At 42.1% G+C, this 24072-nt stretch carries 19 protein-coding genes, 1 pseudogene and 2 CRISPR repeat arrays; of the genes and pseudogenes, 12 read left to right on the forward strand and 8 right to left on the reverse strand.

Going from position 1 to position 24072, the window contains the following annotated elements:
* Positions 1-97 precede the first annotated feature (97 nt).
* The 5 genes from LC608_RS32905 to LC608_RS32925 all read left to right on the forward strand — a co-directional run bounded on the left by LC608_RS32905 (position 98) and on the right by LC608_RS32925 (position 8788).
* Positions 98-424 (forward strand): Dna2/Cas4 domain-containing protein, encoded by a 327-nt coding sequence (locus LC608_RS32905; RefSeq protein WP_308189966.1) that lies wholly within the window; start codon positions 98-100, stop codon positions 422-424.
* A 60-nt stretch (positions 425-484) separates the two neighbouring features.
* On the forward strand, positions 485-1462 hold the full coding sequence (cas1d, locus tag LC608_RS32910; RefSeq protein WP_229557575.1) for a type I-D CRISPR-associated endonuclease Cas1d: 978 nt from the start codon (positions 485-487) through the stop codon (positions 1460-1462).
* A 21-nt stretch (positions 1463-1483) separates the two neighbouring features.
* Positions 1484-1783 carry a CRISPR-associated endonuclease Cas2 gene (cas2, locus tag LC608_RS32915; RefSeq protein ID WP_229557576.1) on the forward strand — a complete coding sequence of 100 codons (300 nt, stop codon included), beginning with the start codon at positions 1484-1486 and terminating at the stop codon, positions 1781-1783.
* A 220-nt stretch (positions 1784-2003) separates the two neighbouring features.
* A CRISPR array of direct repeats spans positions 2004-4177; the repeat unit is 37 nt; unit sequence GTTTCCAAAACCTATTACCCCGCAAGGGGACTGAAAC.
* A gap of 215 nt (positions 4178-4392) precedes the next feature.
* On the forward strand, positions 4393-5544 hold the full coding sequence (gene cas6 / locus LC608_RS32920; protein WP_229557577.1) for a CRISPR-associated endoribonuclease Cas6: 1152 nt from the start codon (positions 4393-4395) through the stop codon (positions 5542-5544).
* A gap of 262 nt (positions 5545-5806) precedes the next feature.
* Positions 5807-8231: a CRISPR direct-repeat array (repeat unit 37 nt; unit sequence GTTTCCACGAACCAAATCCCCTCACGGGGACTGAAAC).
* A 182-nt stretch (positions 8232-8413) separates the two neighbouring features.
* The gene (locus LC608_RS32925; RefSeq protein ID WP_229557578.1) at positions 8414-8788 is read left to right on the forward strand and encodes a hypothetical protein; all 375 of its coding nucleotides are present in this window, start codon (positions 8414-8416) and stop codon (positions 8786-8788) included.
* A 175-nt stretch (positions 8789-8963) separates the two neighbouring features.
* Here the strand turns inward: LC608_RS32925 and LC608_RS32930 are convergent.
* Positions 8964-9548: pseudogene (locus LC608_RS32930) on the reverse strand (DUF5996 family protein); the annotation flags it as partial.
* Positions 9549-10007: 459 nt separating this feature from the next.
* Between LC608_RS32930 and LC608_RS32935 the strand changes: the two are divergent.
* Positions 10008-10217 (forward strand): hypothetical protein, encoded by a 210-nt coding sequence (locus LC608_RS32935; RefSeq protein WP_229557579.1) that lies wholly within the window; start codon positions 10008-10010, stop codon positions 10215-10217.
* A 122-nt stretch (positions 10218-10339) separates the two neighbouring features.
* On the forward strand, positions 10340-10492 hold the full coding sequence (locus LC608_RS32940; protein WP_229557580.1) for a hypothetical protein: 153 nt from the start codon (positions 10340-10342) through the stop codon (positions 10490-10492).
* A 131-nt stretch (positions 10493-10623) separates the two neighbouring features.
* On the opposite strand, the gene LC608_RS32945 is transcribed toward LC608_RS32940, so the two are convergent.
* Positions 10624-12534 carry an ATP-binding protein gene (locus LC608_RS32945; protein WP_229557581.1) on the reverse strand — a complete coding sequence of 637 codons (1911 nt, stop codon included), beginning with the start codon at positions 12532-12534 and terminating at the stop codon, positions 10624-10626.
* A 364-nt stretch (positions 12535-12898) separates the two neighbouring features.
* On the opposite strand from LC608_RS32945, the gene LC608_RS32950 reads away from it, so the two are divergent.
* On the forward strand, positions 12899-13171 hold the full coding sequence (locus tag LC608_RS32950) for a hypothetical protein (RefSeq protein WP_229557582.1): 273 nt from the start codon (positions 12899-12901) through the stop codon (positions 13169-13171).
* 144 nt (positions 13172-13315) lie between these two features.
* Here LC608_RS32950 and LC608_RS32955 read toward each other — a convergent pair whose 3' ends face one another.
* From LC608_RS32955 to LC608_RS32970, 4 genes are all read right to left on the reverse strand, one after another.
* Positions 13316-14752: an NAD(P)/FAD-dependent oxidoreductase gene (locus tag LC608_RS32955; protein WP_229557583.1), complete on the reverse strand. Its 1437-nt coding sequence runs from the start codon at positions 14750-14752 to the stop codon at positions 13316-13318.
* A 511-nt stretch (positions 14753-15263) separates the two neighbouring features.
* Positions 15264-16121, reverse strand: coding sequence for a sulfurtransferase (locus tag LC608_RS32960; protein WP_229557584.1), 858 nt, complete (start codon positions 16119-16121; stop codon positions 15264-15266).
* A 305-nt stretch (positions 16122-16426) separates the two neighbouring features.
* A complete protein-coding gene (locus tag LC608_RS32965) occupies positions 16427-16879 on the reverse strand; it encodes an Hsp20/alpha crystallin family protein (RefSeq protein WP_229557585.1) in 453 nt (150 codons plus the stop codon).
* Between the two features lie 594 nt (positions 16880-17473).
* Positions 17474-17953 (reverse strand): GIY-YIG nuclease family protein, encoded by a 480-nt coding sequence (locus tag LC608_RS32970; RefSeq protein ID WP_229557586.1) that lies wholly within the window; start codon positions 17951-17953, stop codon positions 17474-17476.
* Positions 17954-17989: 36 nt separating this feature from the next.
* On the opposite strand from LC608_RS32970, the gene LC608_RS32975 reads away from it, so the two are divergent.
* Both LC608_RS32975 and LC608_RS32980 read left to right on the forward strand, forming a co-directional pair.
* Entirely contained in the window at positions 17990-18262 is a 273-nt protein-coding gene (locus tag LC608_RS32975; RefSeq protein ID WP_229557587.1) for a hypothetical protein, read from the forward strand.
* A 179-nt stretch (positions 18263-18441) separates the two neighbouring features.
* A complete protein-coding gene (locus LC608_RS32980; protein ID WP_229557588.1) occupies positions 18442-18990 on the forward strand; it encodes a thiamine phosphate synthase in 549 nt (182 codons plus the stop codon).
* A 162-nt stretch (positions 18991-19152) separates the two neighbouring features.
* On the opposite strand, the gene LC608_RS32985 is transcribed toward LC608_RS32980, so the two are convergent.
* A complete protein-coding gene (locus LC608_RS32985; RefSeq protein ID WP_229557589.1) occupies positions 19153-19389 on the reverse strand; it encodes a hypothetical protein in 237 nt (78 codons plus the stop codon).
* Positions 19390-19517: 128 nt separating this feature from the next.
* Positions 19518-19763 (reverse strand): hypothetical protein, encoded by a 246-nt coding sequence (locus tag LC608_RS32990; RefSeq protein WP_229557590.1) that lies wholly within the window; start codon positions 19761-19763, stop codon positions 19518-19520.
* A 319-nt stretch (positions 19764-20082) separates the two neighbouring features.
* On the opposite strand from LC608_RS32990, the gene LC608_RS32995 reads away from it, so the two are divergent.
* Positions 20083-22905: a DEAD/DEAH box helicase gene (locus LC608_RS32995; RefSeq protein WP_229557591.1), complete on the forward strand. Its 2823-nt coding sequence runs from the start codon at positions 20083-20085 to the stop codon at positions 22903-22905.
* Between the two features lie 610 nt (positions 22906-23515).
* On the forward strand, positions 23516-23848 hold the full coding sequence (locus LC608_RS33000) for a hypothetical protein (protein WP_229557592.1): 333 nt from the start codon (positions 23516-23518) through the stop codon (positions 23846-23848).
* Positions 23849-24072: the final 224 nt, after the last annotated feature.

Here is a 24072-nt window from a genome sequence, read left to right on the forward strand (position 1 = left end):
TAAGTCGTTTAAATTTCCTTGAAGTAAGCTGCTTGGCTCTCCAAAATTTCACTGCTAATTTAAGCCCCAATCATAAAGAAAGCAAATTTCTAATCATATCACAAAAAACTTTTGCAAGAGTTCTAATGACCATTTTCAACTTTGTGCAGCTGCTTTGTGTATAGAAGAACGTACCGGACGCAGCCTTGCTTACGGTGAGATTTTTTATCACGCTAACCGCAGAAGACAGACAGTAGCATTTACACCTCAACTAAGACAAATGACTGAGCAAGCGATTGTTCTTGCTCAACTTGCATCTCAAACAACTATGCCTGCGCCAATTGACAACACTAAAAAATGTCTTTCATGCAGTTTAAAAGAGATTTGTCTACCTTTTGAAGTTAAACAGTTACGAAGTTCAATGACTCTCGAAACCGAGGATTAATTTCATCGGGAGTAAATTGATTGATAAGTTTTATCCACCAATAATTACCACCATTCTAAAATGTCAGTACTTTACGTCACTCAAGCTGATGCCGTTTTAAGCAAGAATTATGAAGCCTTTAACGTTGCCCTCAAGCAATCAGATGGTTCTTGGAAAAAACAAACTGTTGCAGCCCAAACTGTTGAACAAGTTGTCTTGATGGGCAACCCTCAAGTCACGGGTGATGCTCTAGTTTATGCTTTGGAATTAGGTATGCCTGTTCATTATCTTTCTTGCTTTGGTAAATATCTGGGTTCTGCGCTTCCTGGTTATTCGCGCAATGGTCAATTGCGATTAGCACAATATAAACTATATAGCGATCCCGTCGGACGTCTAGAATTAGTCAAAGCAATTGTGACGGCTAAAATTCATAACCAATATCAGGTTTTATATCGTCATAATGAGCGAGATAATCCTCTCAAAGAACGTAAAAGTCTTGTCAAAAACCAAAAAACCATAGATCAGGTCAGAGGAATTGAAGGTTTAGCTGCACGGGAATATTTTGCTTGCTGGCCACGGATCGTTGGAAAACAGTGGACATTTACTGGTCGAAATCGTCGTCCGCCTACTGACCCTGTGAATTCACTTCTCAGTTTTGCCTATGGTTTGTTGCGAGTTCAAGTAACGGCTGCGGTTCATGTTGCTGGGTTAGATCCTTATATTGGTTATTTACACGAAGCCCATCATGGTCAGCCTGCAATGGTTCTGGATCTCATGGAAGAATTTCGTGCTTTGATTTCTGACAATGTAGTATTAGCTGTATTGCATAAACATGAAATTCAACCTGACGATTTTAACGAAAGTTTAGGTGCATATCGCCTCAAGGATACTGCCAGGAAAACTTTCTTACAAGCATTCGAGCGCAAAATGAATGATGAATTTAAACATCCGGTTTTTGAGTACAGATGCACTTATAGACGAGCGATTGAACTACAAGCTCGGTTATTGGGCCGCCATTTGCAAGAAGGGATTCCATATAAAGCTTTAGCTTTACGTTAATTATCATTTATCAAAAAAAACATGACAATGGCTACCCTGTTTTATTTGATTATTTATGATTTGCCTGATAACAAAGCTGCAAATAAACGTCGCACTCGCTTACATAAAATGTTATCTGGTTATGGGAAATGGACACAATACAGCGTTTTTGAGTGTTTTTTAACCGCGATCCAATTTGCCACACTCCAAACCAAAATAGAAAAATTGGTTAAACCTGAAGAGGATTCGGTACGATTGTATGTACTCGATGCGGGCGCAATCAAACGAACAATTACGTATGGTTCAGAAATCCCTCGACAAGAGCAAACAATAGTCTTATGATTATGTAATCGGCTTGATGATTGGCAAGTCGAAGCGGGGGCTAAAACTCTGGGGGGTCTGCCAAAATCGCCAGAACCTTGACAAATTAATAACTACAGCGTTTCAATAATTCGGGAAGTTGCAAATTAGTTGCAATAAGGCAGGCTGAAAATGACCAAAATTTTCGATCTGCCAAAAGCATTCCCAGGAAGCCTGCTCTATAACAGTTTCAGACCGAGCGGTTTCCAAAACCTATTACCCCGCAAGGGGACTGAAACTCGGGAATACCATCATTATCGTCATCAGGGTCTTCAGGTTTCCAAAACCTATTACCCCGCAAGGGGACTGAAACAATTCTCTAGGTACCTTTGCCACCTGATTCTATCCTCCAAGTTTCCAAAACCTATTACCCCGCAAGGGGACTGAAACGAAACGCTTACCCTCCCAGCAGCAGACGAAATTAACCGTTTCCAAAACCTATTACCCCGCAAGGGGACTGAAACTAAATTGCTCCTCATCTATTCCAAGCGAAATACATAGTTTCCAAAACCTATTACCCCGCAAGGGGACTGAAACGCAAATTGTCTAACGCCTGGAATCTTATCAAAGATTTGTTTCCAAAACCTATTACCCCGCAAGGGGACTGAAACCCCATTATTTACGCCTTACAACTAGCAAACATTGTATTGTTTCCAAAACCTATTACCCCGCAAGGGGACTGAAACCTGAAATGTGAAGTCGAGTGGATAAACTTTTGCGTTGTTTCCAAAACCTATTACCCCGCAAGGGGACTGAAACAATTTAGAGCAGCTAGCCAAACGCACCACGGGATTTTCTGGTTTCCAAAACCTATTACCCCGCAAGGGGACTGAAACTCGCAACAAAACGCATTGGTTGAGCAGTAGCATATTTGTTTCCAAAACCTATTACCCCGCAAGGGGACTGAAACTGCGATCGCAATATTCTCTACAGTCAGCCAGGACAGTCGGGTTTCCAAAACCTATTACCCCGCAAGGGGACTGAAACATTCTACTGGCCTTTTTGACAGTTCCAGGAATAACAGGTTTCCAAAACCTATTACCCCGCAAGGGGACTGAAACATTAATAGTAATTCTGATAGAAAAGGGTTAACCCTATTGTTTCCAAAACCTATTACCCCGCAAGGGGACTGAAACGAGAAATCGGCTGGTGATGCATTAATTAAAGCGGCTGTTTCCAAAACCTATTACCCCGCAAGGGGACTGAAACATGCAATAGAACGGAAGCGCACGAAGCAGCCTAGGTTTCCAAAACCTATTACCCCGCAAGGGGACTGAAACATAAAAACAGGAAGTGCAATTTTCGCCCAATAAGGTTTCCAAAACCTATTACCCCGCAAGGGGACTGAAACAAGCTTTTTAGCTAAATCCATACACTTTAACTGAAGGTTTCCAAAACCTATTACCCCGCAAGGGGACTGAAACAGGTTAACCATGCCATAGTAGATATATAGAAACAAAGGTTTCCAAAACCTATTACCCCGCAAGGGGACTGAAACAAGCGTTAGTCCGGGAATCTGTGTAGTTGATTTCGCCAAGTTTCCAAAACCTATTACCCCGCAAGGGGACTGAAACTTGCAGTGGGAACTGCGCGACCAACCACATCAACCAGGTTTCCAAAACCTATTACCCCGCAAGGGGACTGAAACACATGGTTACGCGCCGATCGTTCACATTGTCTTTTAGGTTTCCAAAACCTATTACCCCGCAAGGGGACTGAAACTAACAATGTTCTCCTAACGGGTACTCCGAAGTCTTGTGTTTCCAAAACCTATTACCCCGCAAGGGGACTGAAACATGTCTCGGCTTCCTTAGTGTGTTGATTTCTAGGTTTCCAAAACCTATTACCCCGCAAGGGGACTGAAACAGAAATTTTGAACCGTTAACGTTGAAGTCAGTCTAGGTTTCCAAAACCTATTACCCCGCAAGGGGACTGAAACACGAAGGTTACTTATTAATGGCTTAATAAATTGATTGTTTCCAAAACCTATTACCCCGCAAGGGGACTGAAACACTTGGGCGATTCTAAGCTGGGTGAGTTGCGCGATCGGTTTCCAAAACCTATTACCCCGCAAGGGGACTGAAACATCCTGGACGTAACGGATTAAACGGTACTACGACAGTTTCCAAAACCTATTACCCCGCAAGGGGACTGAAACCTTCCTGTCCTGGGATTGAGCGATGAAGATACACAGAGTTTCCAAAACCTATTACCCCGCAAGGGGACTGAAACACATCTACCCCATAAGCCGATCCATGTGAGTATTCTGTTTCCAAAACCTATTACCCCGCAAGGGGACTGAAACATTTTTGGTCTAGCCCTGACGCTGGCGTAACTGAGTTTCCAAAACCTATTACCCCGCAAGGGGACTGAAACCTGTTTTGGTTTAATGAAGAATAGTTTTCCGATACACGAGATTTCCATTAACCAAGGAGCTAAAATTTCAAGCATCAACTGCGATCGCATTTGTTCAAACCAGTTTCCAACGAATAACTCTCTTGGCAGTGAGTTAATTGTTGTTTGGCTGTTGTTAAGTCAAAGAGGATGGAAATTGCGTACAATATTTAGCATTATTTGTAAAGCCCTAAGCAATGCCAAGAGCAGCTACATCTACTAGTGGTAAACCAAAGCCAAAGCAAAAATCTGTTGCCTCTGTTGTGACATGGGCAGATGAAACCGAATTAGTGGGATTAGTGTTTGAACTTGAGTCAAGTGCTTCTGCTTTGCTTTACTCGCAGTACACGATAGGGCTGCACGCGTGGTTTCTTGAGCAGGTACGAAAATTTGACCCAGACCTTTCAGCGTATCTGCATGATGGAGAGTCAGAAAAGCCCTTCAATATCTCAGCGCTGTCAGGCCAACTAGTTGCCAGTGGCAAACAATTACGATTAGAAGCCAACGAAATTTACTACTGGCACGTCAATGCTTTGTCTCAACGGGTAGCACTGTTTCTCAAACACTGGTTGACCCAACTACCACATTCGTTAGATTTAAAAGGTGCATCTCTAGAGATAAAACAGGTGAGCATTGCTCATGCACCGACTACCTACAAACAACTATTACAATCATCTACAAATAGACCTTTTACAATCAGTCTCAGTTTTATCTCACCTACAAGCTTTCGTCGAAAAGGAAATCATTTCCCTTTGCCAGTACCAGAGAATCTTTTCCATAGTTACTTGCGGCGGTGGAATGATTTTTCAGCGATGCCAACAGAACAAGAATCTTTTCTCAAATGGATAGATGAAGAAGTGATTATTCATCAACACCGCTTAGAATCAGAGAAAGTGGCAGCAGGCAAGCGTGGGTCAGTCACAGGTTTCATAGGCGCAATCTCATTAGGTTTAACCAAAGCAGCTTTAGCCAAAGAAGAATTTAGCGAGTTGTTTTATGCTTTAGTACGGTTGGCTCCTTACTGTGGCACAGGGCATAAAACCACTTTTGGGCTAGGACAAACTCGCTTGGATTGGGTAGAGCAGGAAACGAATAAATCAACTCAGTTGCTTGCAAATCTGCTTGGAGAGCGGATTGAAGAACTGACAGAATTATTTACTGCACAACGCAAACGCACAGGAGGGCAGCGTACTGATAAAATTGCTGTCACCTGGGCAACGATTTTGGCCCGGCGAGAGATGGGAGAATCATTGAAGGCAATCGCCGAAGATTTAGAGATGCCGATGTTGACCGTGAAAAGTTACGTAAAATTAGCCAGAAAATCGCTGAAACAGCAAAGCAATAGTTGAAAACCTTTGCTTGTGGACAAGGATAAATAATTACCTTATGATTATGTAATCAGCTTGATGAGATGGCAAATCGAAGCGGGGTCAAAAACGCTGGGGATCTGCCAAAATCACCAGAACCTTGACAAGTAAATAGTTTCACAGTTTCAGTGCTAAGGGAAGTTAAGAATTAGTCGCAATAAGAGCGGCTGAAATCGACCTATTTTTGAGGTTCGCCAAAATGCTTCCTAGGAATCCTGCTCTGTAACAGTTTCAGCACCGAGCAGTTTCCACGAACCAAATCCCCTCACGGGGACTGAAACTCATAATGGTAAGCATACCTAGCATAAAGCCTAGGTTTCCACGAACCAAATCCCCTCACGGGGACTGAAACTCTTAATCAATCTGTTTTAAGGAAATGATTAAAAGGTTTCCACGAACCAAATCCCCTCACGGGGACTGAAACATACCAATTGCCATGAGAACTAAATAAACACCGCTAGGTTTCCACGAACCAAATCCCCTCACGGGGACTGAAACGCTAGTTCTCAAGTGGTAGGACTTGAGAAAAACTATGTTTCCACGAACCAAATCCCCTCACGGGGACTGAAACAGAGGATCGTTACCTATACAAGAGCAGCAACTAGCAGTTTCCACGAACCAAATCCCCTCACGGGGACTGAAACCTAAGTGCTAGCCCTTCGGTTGATTGCAGCCCTCATCGCGGGTTTCCACGAACCAAATCCCCTCACGGGGACTGAAACACGAGATAATCAAGCGGCGAATTGATGCGGTGCAACTGGCAGTTTCCACGAACCAAATCCCCTCACGGGGACTGAAACGTTACATTAGCTATAATTCCATAACCTAATCCGCTATCTGGTTTCCACGAACCAAATCCCCTCACGGGGACTGAAACTTTTAAGCGTATAATCTAGCTTGTTTGTAGGCATCAGGTTTCCACGAACCAAATCCCCTCACGGGGACTGAAACTTCTATTAGATGGTGAAACTGCCACAGAGAAGAGGGTTTCCACGAACCAAATCCCCTCACGGGGACTGAAACTCCTTGAAAACATTTCCCCCAAGGTATTCCTTGGGGGGTTTCCACGAACCAAATCCCCTCACGGGGACTGAAACAAACATAATTCCTGCTACTTACAAGCTAGCAACCACGTGTTTCCACGAACCAAATCCCCTCACGGGGACTGAAACACTAAAATTTGTCATCGCGGATCTGAAATCCTTCTTTCGTTTCCACGAACCAAATCCCCTCACGGGGACTGAAACTTAACACCAGAGTTGTTATAGCCAGCCGATCCATTAGTTTCCACGAACCAAATCCCCTCACGGGGACTGAAACATAGTTACGGTAGTACCTGCAACGTCAGCAAGCTTTTTGTTTCCACGAACCAAATCCCCTCACGGGGACTGAAACGCGCTTTCCAAACCATGATTAACGCTGAACTAGCCAAGTTTCCACGAACCAAATCCCCTCACGGGGACTGAAACATAATACGGGTGCGATTCATCAATTATCTGAATTGCTTGCTGGTTTCCACGAACCAAATCCCCTCACGGGGACTGAAACTCATCAGCGATGATTCTGGCACGATCAGATAAGGGGAGGTTTCCACGAACCAAATCCCCTCACGGGGACTGAAACGAGAAAGTAAACGTAGTTTTTGTTATACCTATATATTTTCGTTTCCACGAACCAAATCCCCTCACGGGGACTGAAACATCGAGACGGCACTAGTACAATTGAGCCATTGATAAATCCAGAGTTTCCACGAACCAAATCCCCTCACGGGGACTGAAACTTGTAGAAACGGTAACAGTCCCCGCTATAGTCACATTGTTTCCACGAACCAAATCCCCTCACGGGGACTGAAACGTTAGTAGAGTCCTTGGGGTCTTTGTTACGCTTCACACGTTTCCACGAACCAAATCCCCTCACGGGGACTGAAACCATAACAGACGATTTTATTGTCACTCACAACACAAGGTTTCCACGAACCAAATCCCCTCACGGGGACTGAAACAATCGACTGTAGCCCAATACCTAGCTTATACAGTTGTTTCCACGAACCAAATCCCCTCACGGGGACTGAAACTTCCCGTATTTAGTAGCACGAACTACCTTACTGGGCGTTTCCACGAACCAAATCCCCTCACGGGGACTGAAACCTTCTGAGATGGGGGATGTAGTTTATCAATGTAAAGGTTTCCACGAACCAAATCCCCTCACGGGGACTGAAACATTGAAGAGTTCAATTTAGCGGGAATAACTACCGAGTTTCCACGAACCAAATCCCCTCACGGGGACTGAAACCTTTTGTACTAATCATGCTTTTGAGCATGGGTTTTGTTGTTTCCACGAACCAAATCCCCTCACGGGGACTGAAACGCGGATACCTTAGTTATTAATCACTAAAGCAAACAGTTTCCACGAACCAAATCCCCTCACGGGGACTGAAACATTCAAATCCCAAGCGGTACTCTAATTTACGAGAGGAGTTTCCACGAACCAAATCCCCTCACGGGGACTGAAACAATACAAACATAAGAACGAAGAGATAACTAAGTTTATCCATGAAAGTTTCCACGAACCAAATCCCCTCACGGGGACTGAAACACTTTGGAATCAGTAGGGGTTTTTGCTGCTACTCTACGTTTCCACAAACCAAATCCCCTCACGGGGACTCTTCGTTTAACTGTGCATTAGTAATATCTGCTGTATCTTGTTTGAGTCCTAAAAGAAGCAAACTTGATGTGGCTAATGTAGAAAATGTAACGACCTTAACCAAGAGCGATCGCTATATTTATGAGGCACGTAGTTCATCGTACCGGATCAAATGGGAATCCTGGCTATAGTCGCATTTCGCATCGTTATGAAAATCTTGAACTTTCTCAAATCTAAACCAGCCCAACCGACCATTGAAAGTTATGGGCAAACCAGTAGCGGTCTTGAGCAGCAGCAGATTCAGTCAATCATGGAATGGTTATCCGCAAGTTTGTTGAATGCAAAGTATTTTAGAAAGTCGCATATTATTTGGTACAACAGCGATAAGCCAGACCCCAGTTTGGAGCAGGTAATTAAGAAAGCCATGCACTCCTGTGAGCCAGTTTTTTTGTACCATAGGCTAAGTAGTGTTTACCAAAATATTCACATTCGGCGTTGGCACATTTTTTCCCCTTGCCTGCCACAAAAACTGCTCCATTTAGCGTTTGAATGGTTTTTCGCATATGCCAAGATGGAAGGCTAACTAATTTGGTGTCGCAATGGATACACGAATTTAGCTCACATTTCACAACTATTCGTTTGGCATCCGGGAAATGTCTTTGTGGGCGGTGGCGAGGCAATTTTACGATCACTGAGGAATGTCTGCTGGTAGGTGTTTTTCAGTTTACCTGCAAACAACACTAATTAGATAGCTAGGGGCGTCGCCCGGAAAATCTGGTCACTGCTAAGTCAAAACTGCCCCAGAAAAAATGTACAGGGCTACATTTTCCAGCATAACCAGAACGAAATTGGGTCAAGATGCGCTCGGTTTGAACTAAAATTTGTCAAAACCGTTGAGCATATTCCCTGTCGTAGGCGGTATGTTTTTCATCCTGCTCAAAGGGAATTGGAGCAGCAACTTCCTGGGGCATTGTCCAGATCCGCACTTCAATTGAGATTTCTTTTAAAGCATTGATTACAGCTTGATAGAAGTTAGCCACAGATTGGGGAGCCAGTTCGATGATTCTTGTCGTACCATCACTTGTCTCAATTACGAGTTGATGAAGCAGAAAATTAAAGGTAATTTGAAAATTGCGGCTGCCATAGGGAATTGTCGAGGTTGTGAGTCCAGAGGGCGTGACATACAAAGTTGAGTGCCACCAATGATTGATTTGAGGAGTTAATGCTAACCGGATTTTGCCCACAATCTGAGTCCATAGATGCAGTGTTTCATAAGTATCCTGCCATGCAGCAACAGGTAACGTCAGCCACTTATCAGTAGGTGAACGGTGCAGAGTAGTCATGAGCCGTATCTCCATGTAAAAAATTGGCGTGAAATCACGATAAACCAATAAAAGTTTATTACATTGCGCTTCAATAATATGACTATACCAATCTGAGTTAACTTAATTTTCGTCTCTTGAAGATTGAGGTCATAAATGCGTCCGCAATAAATGATGGGCAAGTAGATTATCTACTGACAGTACACCATCAAATAATCTTCCTCAAGAGGAAAACCCAGCAATAGCAACAATCATCGTTACTGCTGTTGAAGTTCCAGAATTAACCGAGTAAAGCAAGTCCCTAAGCCTGACGGTATGGCTATGCTTATCGTCTGCACCTACGCCGTGTGGAAAGAGCGTTTTTTGAGGCTCTTAAGGCGTTGGCAGAATTGCGCGATAAAGAGCGATCCCTTCAGTAGATGAAGGCTAGCCCATCGCCTCTTTAATCTATTCTCTCTCTTGTTGTCGAAAGCTCTGCTAATGTGGGCTATTGGAGTGATGGGGTGGGGTGTTGGTGGGAAATCTGGCGCAGAGATTCAATTTGGTAGCTTGTTAGAAAAGCCTTTGCTACGGGAAAACTTAAAACAAGACCTTGTGTTAAAAAACTTGGTTAAAAAACTTGGCTGTAATTCGTCAGCCGAACGCTACAAATTACAAGATTACACGACAGGAGTGGGAACATGTACATGAGTTGAAAGCATAGCGATAGCTTATCCTCTTATTAACTTAAAGCAAGCTGTTGATTTATGTTGGCTATAAAAGGTAGGTCAAGGAATAAACTTAATTTTTAAAAACGACTTAACCCTAGTGATTTGGAGGTTAAGGGCATCCTTGACATAGATGGTGAACGTCCGATTGCTAAAAGTAATTTGCAAGTTCAGGATACTCTAGAGATAGATGGGAGTCGCCCAATAGGTTTAGATAACACTGTTGAAGCAGAAATACCAACAGATTATGTAGACTAAAACTACGACTTTCCTTAATCACAAGACTACACCAATTGTTTAGATTCAGGGGACTAGGGATGGCATAATTTCTGCCATTTCTCTGAACAATTACGACTTTTTATCATTATTAATATCGATGAAGGTTTTGATTAATTAGCAACCTGCTGCTGTTTTAAAGGGATGATAATGACAAATGTTGTACCCTGATATGGAGATGAAATACATTCAAGGGTTCCATAATGATTTTTAGTCACGATTTGATAACTAATTGACATACCCATTCCTATACCTTTACCAATTGGTTTTGTAGTAAAGAATGGGTCAAAAATACGTTGTTTTATTTTTTCCGGTATACCCAGACCATTGTCGGAAATCTTAATTGTAATCTGATTGTGATTAATTGTTTCTGTGCGAATCTGAATCACGCAAGGAAATTGTCGGATTTGCTGTTGAGTGTATTGCTCATCTCGTTCTTCTAAGGCATCAATAGCATTAGTTAAAATATTCATGAACACTTGATTGAGTTGACCTGCATAACACTCAATTAGAGGTAAATTTCCATATTCCTTAACAATTTCAATCCTTAGACAATTCGGTTTTGTTTTGAGGCGATTTTCTAAAATTAATAATGTACTATCAATTCCTTCATGAATATCAACTGCTTTATATTCAGCTTCATCTAGGCGAGAAAAATTTCGTAGAGAAAGGACAATTTCTCGAATACGCTCTGCTCCTATTTTCATTGAAGATAGAAGCTTCAGTAAATCTGCCATCAAAAAATCTAAGTCGATAGCTGCAATTTGTGATTGAATAGCAGGAACAGGATAAGGATAGTATTCTTGATACAAGTTAATCAAACTTAGTAAGTTTTGAATGTAATCATGAGCAGGTTCAATATTGCCATAGATGAAGTTAACTGGATTATTGATTTCGTGAGCAATACCTGCTACTAGTTGTCCCAAAGAAGACATTTTTTCACTTTGGAGCATTTGGGTTTGAGTGCGTTGTAATTCAAAGAGTGCTAACTCCAGTTGTTGAGTTTGCTGTCTGAGCTGCATTTCTGATTGTCGCAGTGCTTCTTCGGCAATTTTGCGATTGTCTGATTCAATTGCCAGTCGCACAAAGTCAGCAATTGAGCTAATAAAACTTTCTTCTTCTAGTGTCCACTGACGCTGAGTTGCCAAATGTTCACAACAAACTACACCAATCACCTGCCCTTTAGACCAAATCCTGGCATCAAGCATCGAGGTAATTCCCAGTGGGGTCGTATAAGTTGCAGAAAACTCCCAAGTACGAGGATCATTATGAACATCAGAAACTGCAATTATTTGTTCTTCCTTTATAGCTTGAAAATAGCTGGGGAAATCGCAGAAAAATAATTCCAAACCATGACTGTGGCAATTATTCTCACGTTCATATAAGTCAATACATTGAATCCCTAGACCTTTTTCTGTGTATAACCAAATACTTACACGTTCGACATCAAGACCTAAACTAGCCACTTCCGTTATATATTGGATGGCAATTTGAAAATTATCGTGTTGTAGTTTTTCACTTTGCACAAGTTGCTGTAGAGCATTGCTATGTCTGCGAAAGCGTTTCTCTGTTTCTTGGCGTTCATAAATTTCCTGTTCCAACTTATTTACTGTCTGAGATACTAAAGCGGTTTCAATTTTATTTTTGGAATCAATAAACCGAATTGAACCTACTAAAAATGAATTACCAACTTCATCAAAAAATAAGCTTTTTTTCGTAGAAATTATCTGAGTTTCACCTTGGTAATCTGTGATTAGTTGCTCATGTTCATTACTCAAGCCTGTAGTGAATATTTGTTCATCTCTCTCCCAAAAAACATCGGCTTCTGTTTTGCAGAAGAAATCATAATCGGACTTACCAATTATTTCTGCACGTTCATATCCCATGAATTGGCACAAGGCATCATTAACAAACATCCAACTGTGTTGCCTGTCTTTGACAAATATCAGATCTGTAATGCTGTTAAAAATACTCCACAGAAAAGCCTGAGAAGATTGTTGCGGAACAATGTCGATAAATACCATCTTGCTTAATCCTGCAAGCTAATGACTTTCTTCTGAGCTACTCATCCTAAATCAGAGATGAGTAGCTCAGAAGATTGCCTAAGTTCTCCCTTAGTATGCCCAAAATGCCATTTAACTACACTACTAGCTGCCCTGCCAAAATTGATTGCTAGGTTTGGACTGGGTAAGGAGGAAAGATTAAAGGGAAAGGGGGTAAAATGTAGCGTAATATTTCTTCTATAGGACTAGTCTACGCAGTCTGGAATTTTTGGTATAACATCAGTTTAATCCCCCCAACGGCAATCACCTCTTTACCCTATTGATTTCCTGGCTTGAATTGCTGCAATTCGATGTTGTACTCTGTTTTTAGAGTTCGGGCTTGCAGATGAACATAGGAATAATCTCGCCAAAAAGTAGCGGGTTTTTAGAAGTGATGCCGGAGGGTGAAGGCAGCGACTATTGGCAGATTGCCGCCGTACACATCAATGGTAAAGCTTTCTGCCCTAGCCCGAAGCTTTACCGTTCAGCACAGGTGGCATTAGCAGTGGCTGCACAAATTTATGATTGGATAGCTGAACACGAACATCAAATCAATGATGGGGCTTGCTACTGCTCTGTTTTGAAGCTGGCCCTGTGGCAGCAACCAAAAGTATCTTAGTTGACCTTGTATTAATAGCTGCTTAGAGTCAGCCTGTAGTCCCGGCCTCAAGTGTAGGGATTTTACTTTGTTGATAGGATGTGATGGCGTTTTGCCCTTTCCGGTGGCGATCGCTGACGGTTCATTCGGTAAGCAATCAGAAAATCACTGATCTACCAACACGTTGTCCCCACTCCTATTCCAGTTTTGATCGCTCTTCTTGATGATTCGCTGTAACACCTGCCTGAGAACACTGAGATGGAAAAATACACTGGGGGGTTTAAGTAGATGCATCACTTCTAAGAAAAGCTTGTGGATGTCAGGGCTTTGGGCAGCCAGCAGCAACACTTGATCTAGATAGTACTGCATGAGTTGAGTCATCCAATTGGGTCGTCCGCCTACAGTAGTATGCCAGCGAAAATCTTCACCTGTTGCCATCAACCAGGGAACTGTAATTCTTTTGCTAAGTTGTTGTTGAAAGCTTCGGGATAGACCAACTAAATTTCCGTCAGCATGGCGGGATAATTGCTTACTCAAAGACTCATCTAATGTCAATGCACCTAAAGCCGCAGTGGTCATGCCTTGTCCATAGACGGGATTGAAAGCACAAACAGCATCACCTATTAACACAAACCCTGACGGCAATCTCGACAGTTTTTCATAGTGAAGCCACCTATTTTCCGTGCGGTGATAGGCTCTCACGGGGGAAATGGCTTGAGCATCTTTAATTGCTTCGTAGATAATTGGATTGCGTAAGCTACGAGCAAAGTCTAGAAATCCAGCTTCGTCAGTTGGTGGATAATCTCGACCAATTCCAGCAAGTGTAACTATCCAACGATTTCCTTCGACCGCAGACATTACACCACCGCGTGTGCCTGGGGCTTTTGCCGTTACCAATGCACCCTGCCAATCGACCGGAAAGTTTTCTCTCAGTTGATATAAGCGACTAGCATAGCCCAAAAAGGAATTAATCACAGTTTCTTTGGGTGGTGTATAACCCATTGCTTCTAACCACCCAGGAGCGAGAGAATTACGTCCGCTAGCATCTACTACTAAATCAGCAGTGAAATCTGTTTGTTTAGGAGAGTTATCTTGCCTCTGATCAAATTTTCGGCGTACCTGCACACCCGTGACCTGAGTTTTGTTGGGGTTTGATAGCAATCCAGTAACAATTGCTGCTTGTACAAATACAACACGGTTATTAGTAGCTAAACGACGGCGGATAATCCATTCGAGTAAGTTCCGGCTTAAACTGTAGATGTTCAAATCGGAATTAAAGCGGGGTGTCCATCCTCCTAAGCCATACCACAGGTAATCAGCACTGGCGTTAATAGCGGCTGCGCCGGATGCCGCTAATTCAGTTTGGATACCTGGAAAAAGCTGTTCTAAGATATCTAAACCCCGTTTGAGTAAGACGTGGAGATGATAAGCTTGGGGTACACCAGGACGCTGTTCTGGTTGAGCGCTCAAACGATCGCGTTCGATAATTGTTACCCGGTTAAAGTATTTAGTCAGCACTTGCGCTGCTAGCAGTCCAGCGATACTTCCCCCAATGACAAGAGCGTGGCGTTCGTTTGGTTGGGTTATAGTTGAGTCGAACATCTGATATCCATTCCATAGTTACAGACTCTCATCTGAACATACAACAGGTGATACTTCAATTATCCATAATGTACCAGTATCTCCGGTGCGATGCCACCGACTCATGGCGGGTACGCCATCGCACCGCACCCCGTTCTTAGAGGAAACCCAAAAGCGATCACTGATTTACTATTTATTTTCTAGTACATTACTAGCCAGTTGTAGCGTACCCCTGCGGGGAAGCAAGCTACGCGCAGCGTCTCTAAGAGTTGCTCCCGAGCTATGAATTGGCTGCTGAGTTCTTCTACAGCGTTGGGTCAACTTAGGCGATTTGTGGCTGTTCTGTTGATATCTCATTTAAACGGCAATTCAGAGAGTTGTGATGCCAAATTGCCAGAACCTTTGAACATAGCGGTGTAACTTCAACTTTTTCAAGCGAGGAAATCCCAAGCTTAGGCGCAGGCGGCCGTAGGCATCGCTAATTATCAGCAAGCTTACCCCGGATTTCTCACCACATCTCTCAAAGCCTGTGCTATTGCATGACTCTGCTATCAATTGGTAGTAAAAAGTCACTAGACCATTCATTCCAAGAGCCAAAATAATTTCTGGCGGAAATTCCTGCCTCTTCTAGGGCTATCAATGTATTAGCAGCCCTTGAACCTTTAAAGCAATAAACGTACACTTCTGACTCTGAAGTAATACCCACTGATTGACAAATTTCTCGGATTTCATCTGGCGATCGAAACGTGGGGATTTCCTCTTCAGATGTCATTAGACGATGCCATTCTAGCCATACAGCATTAGGTATTCTCCCTTTGCGAGGACAAAAATCAACAGCATAGGGAGAAGAACTCAACCCAAGCCATTCTTCGCTGTCGCGCACATCTAATTTAATAATTGCTGGATTGTCAATTGCTTCTAACATCTCGGCGGTAGTCACCATAATGTCAGCGTTGGGATGCAATCTAAATATGCAGCTTTGACGTAATGGTACTTCATCGCTAGTAGGTAATCCCGCCCAAAGCCATGCTCTATATCCTCCGTGTAAGATAGATACCTGAGCGCAACCCAAATATTTCAGCAAGAAAGCTGCTCGACAAGATTGACCATAACCTTTATTTAAACTATTTTCATAGACAATAAACTGTTCCGCACCCGATATTCCCAGGTTGCTGATAATTTCTGCAAAATACTCTTGTAATTTCTTTAATCCTGCTGGGTAGGAACTGTCTAAAAAATAGGTGAAAAAATCTCTAATATTTATAGATTCAGGAATATGAGAAATAGCATAATCTTCGGGAGGTCGCGTATCGATTATAACAATATTTGATGACTTTTGGGCTAACAGAGACGTAAGTTGTTGAGGAGAGATGAGGAGTTTTGTATTCACGCTTTCATGCTGATGTTATAGTACTATTAGGCATTATCGTGCTTGGTAGATTTGTGTTTAGAAATCAAAATCACAGAAGAATGAATGTTGAATGTTACCAGAGAACTTTTGTGGCTGTGTTGTTTTAAAACTGATCAAACCAATACATCATGCTTTGGCTTTTGCTCATCGCCCCCATTCTTAGAGGAAAAGAGAGCGACACCGGACAGCCCCTTAAAGTAGACATCGCATACAAAAAAGCCCAGTCATCTAATAACTGGGCTTTCATTATCTCAATCAATCATTGTCGGTAGAGTAGTTTCACTCTATTCAGCAGGTTGTTCTAAATTAACCTTGACAACTTTGTTCTTTTCTTGCTCAGTTTTTGGCAGTGTCAGATTCAAAATGCCGTCTTTATAATCTGCGGTGACATTAGTATTTTGAACCTTAACAGATAGAGGAATTACACGTTGGAACTTGCCGTAGTAGAATTCACTCGATGTTGTGCCATTGTTTTCGGTTTTAGTTTTAGACTTGCGCTCACCACTAATGTGAACAGCGTCTTGGGTGACTTGAATATCTAAGTCTTTAGCTGACAGTCCTGGCAGTTCTAATAATAGATGAATAGCATCATCAGTCTCTTGCAACTCAGCAGCCGGAACTCTGATAAAGCCTTTTTCAACCCGTGCAGATGGGACTCTGGTATCTCCCAATAAGCCGTTGATGTGACGTTCAAAAGCGTTCAATTCTTGCCAGGGGTTGTAACGAACTAGTACCATAACTCTTTCTCGGAAAAATTCAGCTATTGTTTAATCGTTTTTGCACTTGGGTTTGTGCTTATGTATTTATAATAAGTATGGTTAAAACTCCTGTAAATTCGGTTTTCATCACCTAATAAAATGATGATTACCGCACAAAATTAAGCAGTAAAAAAGATTACGGTTTACTCTAATTTTGAGGTTCGGTAAACCCGAATAATAACTATTAATACCAATAATAATCAACCAACTATTCTGCTGTTGAAGGGGATAGTGCAGTTAGGCGTTGCTTATATATATTCCCAAAACAACAACACCCAAGCTCTACTCACTTAGTTATTTCCTCACATCCATCATTCGTTCAGGGTTGTACTGATTAAAGTCTACTGAGCAATCAGTTACAGCGCCCTCTGTTTACCACTAGGAGGAAATATCAGCGTTCGAGTTGGGTGTCGTTGTTACTTGACGAGACAGATTGCAATACAACAGCGTCTTTACCTCTTACTAAATTGAACATCGGCTGTCAAATCTGCCTATGAAGCTATAGCGCTTCAATTAATAAGTTATCACTCTATTAAAAGAGCAGGTTTACTTTGACACTAAACTTTACTTTTTCTAACTAAACGGTTGCCCCCATCTCTCCCAGTTCTCTTTATTAAATGGACTGCGCCACTTCAAAATTAAGTTCAACTCCAACTCTTGCCGTGCGCGTCGGTCTGTGGGAGTGTCCCACCAAAAAGTGATGTTGACTGCTGTCTTCATTCCATAGCGATAATGTAAATCCTGATAGCTTGCTATGTAATCTTTGCAGGCGTGTATGCCCTTCCACCGTTTGTTACTGCGGCAGGTTTCCCCCACGTACAAAATCAGGTCGGCCGCAGAGTCAATGATGAAGTACAGACACGCTTCTCCTGGGCTATCAGCTGGCATCCTCAAAAACGAGAGCGATGCCCACGGCGGGCTACGCCTACGCACCTGTAATTGCAACGGATCGATCCGATCTGGGTCGCAGTGGTTGGGTGGAATGTCGAATAATGTCGCCTGCTGCACTGGCTTGGTTTCCCTCACCTTCTGCTGACAGTCCAAAACCTGCACTTTCCACTTCAGCAGGGCATCAGCACTCATCACCAAATGGCACTAAGAAAAGCTGAAACTTCGTCAGGGCAGGGTGTGGAAGGTGTGGGAGGTGTGGGAGGTGTGGGAGGACGGGGAAGAAGTCTTACCCCCCACACTCCCCACACTTCCCACACTCAAAAGCCAGTTAAATCATGGGTTTGCGCTTATCTTAGTGCCATTCACTCATCACCAATGTCTCTGCTCTACGTGCTGGTGTGGGCGTTATGGATGGGAATAGGTTTAGCTGATTTGGTTCCAATTGGGGTTTACGAGGAGCGTGCCGACTAGCTGATTATCCAAGAGAACTGACAATTAAGAGCATTTGCCTTTGGTTTCAGCAGAATAAGGAAAATGGTAGAGTTAAGAACTCTAATGAGATAAATGCTGCTACAACCATTACTGTAAAATGAAAGAAGGGTTCTATGAAATAAACAATAAAACCTTTTAAAAAAATCGCCATATTTGATATGTTGTCACGAGAGAATTCCGAAATAATTTGTTCTGACAAATCAAAAATTTCTGCTCAAGTTACTAAATGGGTAAACAGAGCTATCAGCAACGGTGCAGATTCGTGTTATATAAGATTATATAAGGCAAATAGAGAAATTATAGATATAATTATTGAGAATCTATCCGACAAAGAATTGCAAATTATTTTACCATTTTCTCTAAATTATAAATCTTCTTTAGTTAGTGCTTTTCATTTTAGAGAAAAAGACCAAATTAAAATGCCAGAGGCAAAAAGCAATAGTATACTGTTTGGAAAATCATGTCACTCATTAAAATCTATAAAAGAGGCAGAGGATGAAGGATTAGACTATGTATTTTTTTCACCTATTTTTGCGACATCAACTCATCCAGAAGCAAAAGGTATTGGTCTAGATATGCTCACTAAAGCTTGCAAATCAACACAAATGAGAGTTTTTGCTCTTGGGGGAATTAACGAAAACAATTATCAAAAATGTCTTGATGCTGGTGCGTCTGGTGTTGCAGCAATTAGTATGTTTAAAAAATAAAATATTTTTCCTTGATGCCTTTTTCTTAGCGCTATTAGGTTGAAAGTTAGTCATAGTACATAGTAATATTTGCAATAACTGATATCACTCTTATTTACTACTCTAAATTCAAGTTCAATTTTTGGTGGTTAATTCACGCTAAAGACCAGAGGCAGCACTTGCTCAGAATGCAACAACCTGCGACTCTATGTCACAAACCTGGATGTCACGACGAGAGACAATTTGCAACTCGTGAGGGTAACGCGGACGCGGATCATTTACCAACCAGATTGGAGGAACCATCGTGGTTTCATAGTAATCAATCTGATGCAAAACCCCAGGATTATTTTTGAGTTCTACCACTGTCCTCGGCAGATACTCAAATATTTCATCCCAATCAATAACCGAATCGACGTTCATCACACTCAACCTGTTTAATACCTGAATTACTTACTTGCCTATATCAGCCAGACGTTGACCTTGCATTGTTAACTTAGTAGATAAAACATTAGCGAAATAGCTGGTGGGTATATCAACCGTGCTTTTGATTAGCAATAGAAATCACTCCGATCAAGTACCACTTCACCATAATCTGGCACCCAGGCAACCCAGGTAACTGGGGATTCCTGGCAGAGCAACTTGGCTTCCTCAAAGGCATAGACACTGGGTGGTTGGAGCAACTTTACCCAGGTATCTCGGTTGTACGTGATGTGGCAAACGGGGTTCCAACCTGAAGTGATCTGGTTTGCCAGAGTCGGGGCAGTCGAATTAACCGAAACTGTTTGATGGGACATAGGCTTTTTGCGTCTGTAATCTATTAAAACTTGCAAGCCTTACTCTCTCCAACTAGACCAGAAAGAGTAAAATAAATAATTTCTGTATCTATATTTACAAAATAGGGGGTAAATAGCTCAATCATCTTGAATAAATTAACAAATCCTGACATTAATAGATAATAAGTCCTGATTTATTGCTTCTGATACTGTTCAAAATTCTGGTTATCCTGCATACTCTGGAAGCCACCGTCTGGATGGGTGGGCATTTGGTGCTTGCCGATTAGCTTATACTGGCAGTCAGTAACAAATAATTTACTGCTAGCAGAAACATAAATTTGTGACTGATAACAAACCAACCGATTACGCCGCAATTATCCGTGCCGCCAACCAAACTATTCCAGAACCCCCTGAATGGCTAAGTGCAGGTAGATATGTTTACTCACCAGAGTATGGAGTTGGTGAGGTAATGGCATTATTGGGCAGACGGTTGATTGTCAAGTTTGTAGAAGAAGTTAAGCCAACCCAATTTGGAGATTGGGAGCAAGCTCTAGCTTTGGGGTCAATTAAACCAAGTAACGCTAACTTAGTTTCTTCTTCCACAACATTCCTTGAAGAGAATAACGCCGCAGTCACAACAATTGGGGAGCGCATTCAACAAATCCCCCAGGTAGTATTTCAGTCTGTAGCACAAGAACTGATTGCAAGTATTAGGGCGATAGATATCAAAAATGCTAACCAAGGAATAATTCACCCTCTACCGGGCGATTTACCACCTGCTTTACGTTTAGCGTTACAGAATAACGGTATCACCCAGATTTATTCTCACCAATTAGAAGCTCTAACAAAGTTACGTGCTGGGTTTGACTTGAGTATCACTACGCCTACAGCAAGCGGAAAGACGCTGTGCTACAACCTGGGTATCCTGGAATTGTGTATTAAGCAACCGCAAACAACAGCATTGTACATTTTTCCACTTAAGGCATTAGCTCTTGACCAAATGCGAAAATTGCAGTCGCTTGTCAAGGCAATGCCTAACACTCGTCTTAAACTCGCATTGATGACAGGAGATACACCAGCTACTGAGCGGCAGCGCTTTTTTATCCCCAATCCCCCAAACATCTTGGCAGTCAGCCCCGACTTATTGCATTACTATCTTTATAATGTGCGCCGTCGAGATGATGCAGAAGGATGGCGACAGTTTTTAAGACAGTTGCGCTACTGTGTAATTGATGAAAGCCATACCTATACTGGGGCTTTTGGTGCACACTTTGCTAATCTCATGCGGCGGCTAAGGTTAGCAGTTGATGCAGTTGGTGGTAATTCCCAAAGACTGCAATTTATTTGTTCTAGTGCCACGATCGGAAATCCTCAAGATATGGCATTGCGGTTTAGCGGCAGAACCCATCAACCCCAAAGATTACACCTGATTAAGGATAGTGGCGCTCCCTATAAAGGACGTACCTTATTATCTCTGGCTCCAAACAATGCAGCTAATGTTGAAGCTACTAAAATAGTGATTTCCTGGTTGCAGCATAACTTAAGTGGAATTGTCTTTTGTAATTCTCGTGCAGCTGTTAAAGGTTTACTTGGGTTAATCCAACGAGAAACACAACGCATTGGATTAGGTTATTTAACCAGCAAGGTAGCAGTTTTCTACAGTTCTTTAACGGGCGATCGCCGTAGCGAGATTATTCAAAAACTCCAAGGCGGACAAATCAAGGTAATTATTTCAACTTCTTCTTTAGAAGCAGGAATTGATTTACCCGAACTAGACTGTTGTTTGATTCGGGGATTTCCAGGTAGCCTGATGTCATTTTGGCAACGAGTAGGTCAAGCCGGACGCAAACAGCACGGGCTAGTGATTTATCTGCCATTAGGACAAAACCCGATTGATGTATACTACGCTCGACATAACCAAAAGTTACTATCAGGAGAAGTTGAATCTGCTGCATTTAACCCTGACTATCCAACCATTTTAGGTAAACATTTAGAATGTGGTTGCATTGAAAGTAGTTTAACTTTAGGAGAACTGAATACTCGTTTTGGAAAAACAGCCGGTGCAGTGGCAGATTCTCTTTTACAACAAAACAAAATTTTCTTAAGCGGTAATGGAAAGCTCTGGGGAAGAGGCTATCCTCATAAAGAAATTAATATCAGAAGCAGCACTCAAAGGTCAATTTCTCTAATTAATAAACATACGGGCGAAATTTTAGAAAGTATGTCGCTACCGTTAGCCCATCGAGAAGTATTTCCCGAATCCATATATATGGTGCAAGATGAAAGTGGGCAATTAATAGCATATCGTAGTGAAAGCCTAAATTCAGACAAAGGAGAGGCAATACTAACATTTTTAGGAAAAGATACAGATTTATTTACTGAAGCGGAGTCAGAATTAGAGATTCAACCACTTTCTACCTTGGCAGAATCTAAAATTATTCCTACTAATATTAAAGATGCTCGTTTACGTTTAACTCTTGTCTGGGGAGAAATTACGAATTCTGTAATTGGTTATAGATTGATGAAGCGTACCTACGGAATGACTTGTAAAAATCAACGTTGCGCTAATTATAAAAAACCACTTGAAGGAAAAAGCTGTTCATTGTGTAAGCAGGCGCTGAGTGCAGCAGAAGTGACAAAACTTCAAAAAGAAATAGCATTTTCAGAGGCATACGTCACAAAATACCAAGCGCCTTGCGTATTAGTAGAGTTAAATGAGGCGTTACAGAAAGCGCTGCAAATAACTGTCAATAAATACAAACAAGAAATTATGACAGCTAATGGAGGTGAGGTTCCAGAACTTTATCAATCATTATGGAGTAGCAGTGCTGAAATGACGGCACTGCATAGTATCCAGCACCAGATAGTTAAAGCTGTGCCTTTGGTAGTTTTATCCTCTAGTTTGGATGTAGATGAATTGGCCATACAAAAAGAAAGCAGGAACATTGGTTACTTTTTTGACACCTGTGAAGGTGGGAATGGGGCAGCAGAAGCTATTTTCTCCGACTTCACAAAATTTGCTGCTGCATCTTACGCTTTAGCAGCCGAATGTGATTGTGAAACTGGTTGTCCAAGATGCCTACATTCAACGGCTTGCCCACAGCATAATGAACCATTGCATAAAGATGTGGGTTTGTTTTTATTGGATGCAATTAGCCCTTAGCGGTGTTCAATCCCCAAAATCCATCTTGAACTGAGCATTGTAGTAAAGTTAACTAATCTAGCCTTCCATCCTTCTGTTGCGATCGCTGTTTTTAAGGTACTGAAAAGCGCGATTGACAGGCTAATGTGTTGATAATGAGTAGACTATTGTTGATCCCGGTCAATCCACTTATGTACATTGGGAATTTCAAATTGACTCAATTTTTCAATTAATTATTCGAGCGACGCGTAGGTTGCTGCCGTAGGCATTGCTACTAGCGTGAAGGGCGTAATCCCAAAACCTAAGAGGTAATGACAATTCCAGCCACTAGAGTACCTGCATTTTCTGCTTGTTACAGTTTAAAGAAAGAGTAGCGCCATAGATGAATGCCTTTACCACTAGCAATTCAATCACTGCAAAGCTGTAATGTTCGCCCTACAGCCCTTCTCAAGAGAGGAGACGCTGTTCGCGTTCGGGCATCAAGAAGGCAGGCATTGGCGCAGCCATCGCCGTTCTTTAGATAGTGTGGGCAATGGGGGAAATGTGAGTGTTGAATTGCAGATGTAAAAAAAGCGCGATCGCTGTATTTATTTTGGGCATTCTGAGAAGATAGTGTTTATTGAAGAAAGTCATGTTTAAAGGATTCGGTCGCCCAAAGAAAAAATCAGTGCTTGAAGAGAATGAACTGACTACAGGGATTGTTCAGCATCCAGTTACGGGACTTTGGCAGACATGGATATCATTTACAGGTAATGATATTCAATGTATTACCGCCCATGCCAATCGAGATGATGCTGACCGGGTAGCGAAACAGATGGCTTCGGCTTGGAGTGAAGGGAAATATAAAACTGGGGAAGAGGTGACAGCTTTTATTAAATCTCTGCCTACTGATGCAGTCATAGACCCATTACCCCAAAATATTGTGATGCAATTAAGTCAGCAGGCATTAAGCGCAAGGGAGTAATTAGAGCGATTGCTACGCCAACGTCTGCGATGAACGCTCTAAACAGTATCATCCATCCATCCGCACTCTGGATTTTGACAGTCCCAATGCACCCGTGCCAGGGCAAACGCATCTAAATATAGTACATAAATACTAATAAAGGATAAAGGCAGCGATCGCGTGTGGTATGAAGGATAAACAATGAGGCATTGATGGTAAAGTCATTGTAAAAGTAACAATATTGC

This window comes from Nostoc sp. XA010 (assembly GCF_020829625.1).
GTDB lineage: Bacteria > Cyanobacteriota > Cyanobacteriia > Cyanobacteriales > Nostocaceae > Nostoc.

Excerpts from the sequence above, each read along its gene's own strand:
- cas1d (WP_229557575.1), top strand. The coding sequence starts at position 485 with ATGTCAGTACTTTACGTCACTCAAGCTGATGCCGTTTTAAGCAAGAAT.
- cas2 (WP_229557576.1), top strand. The coding sequence starts at position 1,484 with ATGACAATGGCTACCCTGTTTTATTTGATTATTTATGATTTGCCTGAT.
- cas6 (WP_229557577.1), top strand. The coding sequence starts at position 4,393 with ATGCCAAGAGCAGCTACATCTACTAGTGGTAAACCAAAGCCAAAGCAA.
- LC608_RS32925 (WP_229557578.1), top strand. The coding sequence starts at position 8,414 with ATGAAAATCTTGAACTTTCTCAAATCTAAACCAGCCCAACCGACCATT.
- LC608_RS32935 (WP_229557579.1), top strand. The coding sequence starts at position 10,008 with ATGTGGGCTATTGGAGTGATGGGGTGGGGTGTTGGTGGGAAATCTGGC.
- LC608_RS32945 (WP_229557581.1), bottom strand. The coding sequence starts at position 12,534 with ATGGTATTTATCGACATTGTTCCGCAACAATCTTCTCAGGCTTTTCTG.
- LC608_RS32950 (WP_229557582.1), top strand. The coding sequence starts at position 12,899 with ATGAACATAGGAATAATCTCGCCAAAAAGTAGCGGGTTTTTAGAAGTG.
- LC608_RS32955 (WP_229557583.1), bottom strand. The coding sequence starts at position 14,752 with ATGTTCGACTCAACTATAACCCAACCAAACGAACGCCACGCTCTTGTC.
- LC608_RS32965 (WP_229557585.1), bottom strand. The coding sequence starts at position 16,879 with ATGGTACTAGTTCGTTACAACCCCTGGCAAGAATTGAACGCTTTTGAA.
- LC608_RS32975 (WP_229557587.1), top strand. The coding sequence starts at position 17,990 with ATGGCACTAAGAAAAGCTGAAACTTCGTCAGGGCAGGGTGTGGAAGGT.
- LC608_RS32980 (WP_229557588.1), top strand. The coding sequence starts at position 18,442 with ATGTTGTCACGAGAGAATTCCGAAATAATTTGTTCTGACAAATCAAAA.
- LC608_RS32985 (WP_229557589.1), bottom strand. The coding sequence starts at position 19,389 with ATGAACGTCGATTCGGTTATTGATTGGGATGAAATATTTGAGTATCTG.
- LC608_RS32990 (WP_229557590.1), bottom strand. The coding sequence starts at position 19,763 with ATGTCCCATCAAACAGTTTCGGTTAATTCGACTGCCCCGACTCTGGCA.
- LC608_RS33000 (WP_229557592.1), top strand. The coding sequence starts at position 23,516 with ATGTTTAAAGGATTCGGTCGCCCAAAGAAAAAATCAGTGCTTGAAGAG.